Raw genomic sequence first — 1,373 nt, 5'->3', positions numbered from 1 at the left:
CCCTTGATTACTTCCGACGTGGCGCGTTACACGTCGATGGTCTGGCTGACGTATGTCTCCCAGGTGGCGATCTGGCCAGCCTCTACCATGGCGGCCTGCATCTCGGGGTCGCCGAAGAGCGCCTCCTGGACCTGGCCGTACCGCGTCCAATCCTCGGCTGTGGAAAGCAGGCCGATGGCGTTGGTCGCCGGGCCCCCGACCATGGTGACGAGCACAGTGACGTTCTCCGCGCCATGCTTGCGGGCAAGTTCGCTCGCGCGCTTCAGCTGCTTTTGAACGTCGTCCCAGGCCACGCCGGGATTCGGATGGACGATAGTGGTTGCGAGGATTGTCATCGTGGGCACCTTTCACTAGAGGGGACCCAGACAGCCTCTGGCGTGGCAAACTGCGAGCCTAGAGTAGCCGGCTACTTCAATCTTCCGCAGATCTCCGAGCGCCCGTTGCGGGCGAGCAGGTTTGCGCGGCGGACGCGGCACCCGACAACTTGGGCAGAGCGTGAATCGCCAGGGGGTGGGGTTGATTACGCGCCCCACCGGGGTTTAACCGGCCGCATTTGGGGAATGGTCATTGGTTAGCCCGAACGGGCGGTAGCTGCGAATGCTAGTGATTCACGAGCTGCCAAGCCCGTCCCACCGGATGGGTTGTTAAGCCACCAGCAAACCCTGAATAAAACCAGAATATACTATTGACCAGGGAAGTCTATTGAAATGTTGTCTAACGGAGCTCGTGACTCAGCGAACAAATTCATACAAAAGCAAAGATTAATGAATTCGGACTGGAATCCGAATCATAAATACATTCAACAATGCCCTGAATGCGAAGGCATACACGAAACACAAAGGCAGAACGACGAATATTGCATTCGATGCAAAGACAATAAAATGACCGCCTAGACGGCCTCGGAGGCCCGGGGCGCGCGAGCAGGCCCCGACGCGGCAACTAGTTTGCTAGCCAATGCACTTTGGCACTAGCGCGCGGCGGCATTCGGGTGTTTGCTTACCTTGTGGCTAACCGCCACGAGGTACAGGAGGCACCATCATGACCATCGTCACGTACGTAGTTATCCACCCAAACCCGGGCGTCCAGTGGGACGAGGTGCAGAAGCAACTCAAGAAGACAACAGACCTCGCTCGCAAGCACGGCGCCGAGAACGTCACCGTGCTGGCGACCATGATCGGGGGCCCGGCGACCAACGCCATCGGCCTGCTTTCCACAGCCGAGGATTGGACGCGGTACGGCCAGGTCCAGGAGGCGCTCTTCGGCGACCCCGAGATGCAGGCCGCCATGGTAGAGGCTGGCCAGATCGCCACCTGGGAGACATACGTCAGCCAGACCATCGACGTGTAACGCGCCACGTCGGAAGTAATCAAAAC

The 1,373-nt window shown here is 59.1% G+C and carries 2 protein-coding genes; one reads left to right on the top strand and one right to left on the bottom strand.

What is annotated here, in order from left to right:
* Nucleotides 1-26: 26 nt before the first annotated feature.
* Nucleotides 27-335: a hypothetical protein gene (locus tag A5686_RS26150; RefSeq protein ID WP_067940559.1), complete on the bottom strand. Its 309-nt coding sequence runs from the start codon at nucleotides 333-335 to the stop codon at nucleotides 27-29.
* A gap of 703 nt (nucleotides 336-1,038) precedes the next feature.
* Here A5686_RS26150 and A5686_RS26145 point away from each other — a divergent pair.
* Nucleotides 1,039-1,347 (top strand): hypothetical protein, encoded by a 309-nt coding sequence (locus A5686_RS26145; protein WP_067931302.1) that lies wholly within the window; start codon nucleotides 1,039-1,041, stop codon nucleotides 1,345-1,347.
* Nucleotides 1,348-1,373 lie beyond the last annotated feature (26 nt).

Source organism: Mycobacterium sp. E2479 (assembly GCF_001667925.1).
Classification (GTDB): domain Bacteria; phylum Actinomycetota; class Actinomycetes; order Mycobacteriales; family Mycobacteriaceae; genus Mycobacterium.
This window is presented reverse-complemented; position numbering and strand designations above follow the sequence as displayed.

Bases quoted from the DNA above. Each gene is read 5' to 3' on its own strand.
- A5686_RS26150 (WP_067940559.1), bottom strand. From the start codon at position 335: ATGACAATCCTCGCAACCACTATCGTCCATCCGAATCCCGGCGTGGCC.
- A5686_RS26145 (WP_067931302.1), top strand. From the start codon at position 1,039: ATGACCATCGTCACGTACGTAGTTATCCACCCAAACCCGGGCGTCCAG.